Below are 209 nucleotides of genomic sequence, written 5' to 3' on the forward strand. Positions count from 1 at the left end.
GCACAATGCCATTAGGCTGGGTCAACGCCCGGCGCAGCACGGCATCGGCCGCCGCGTCCAGCCCCAGCGCCGCCAGATCGATGCCGGCGCGCGCCTTGTCGAGCAGGCGCAGCACGACCCGCTCCCCCGCACGCGAGGGCAGCGTGGACACGCGCACGTCAACCAGCCTACCGGCGAGATCGAGCGCCATGCGCCCGTCCTGCGGCAGG

The 209-nt window shown here is 73.7% G+C and carries 1 protein-coding gene; it reads right to left on the minus strand.

Features of this window, described 5'->3' with window-relative positions; genetic code table 11:
* Window positions 1-209, minus strand: a 209-nt coding sequence (locus tag H926_RS30105; RefSeq protein ID WP_192816579.1) for an ATPase, T2SS/T4P/T4SS family, incomplete at both ends; no start/stop codon positions are given.

Source organism: Novosphingobium sp. B-7, from assembly GCF_000410615.1.
GTDB lineage: Bacteria > Pseudomonadota > Alphaproteobacteria > Sphingomonadales > Sphingomonadaceae > Novosphingobium > Novosphingobium capsulatum.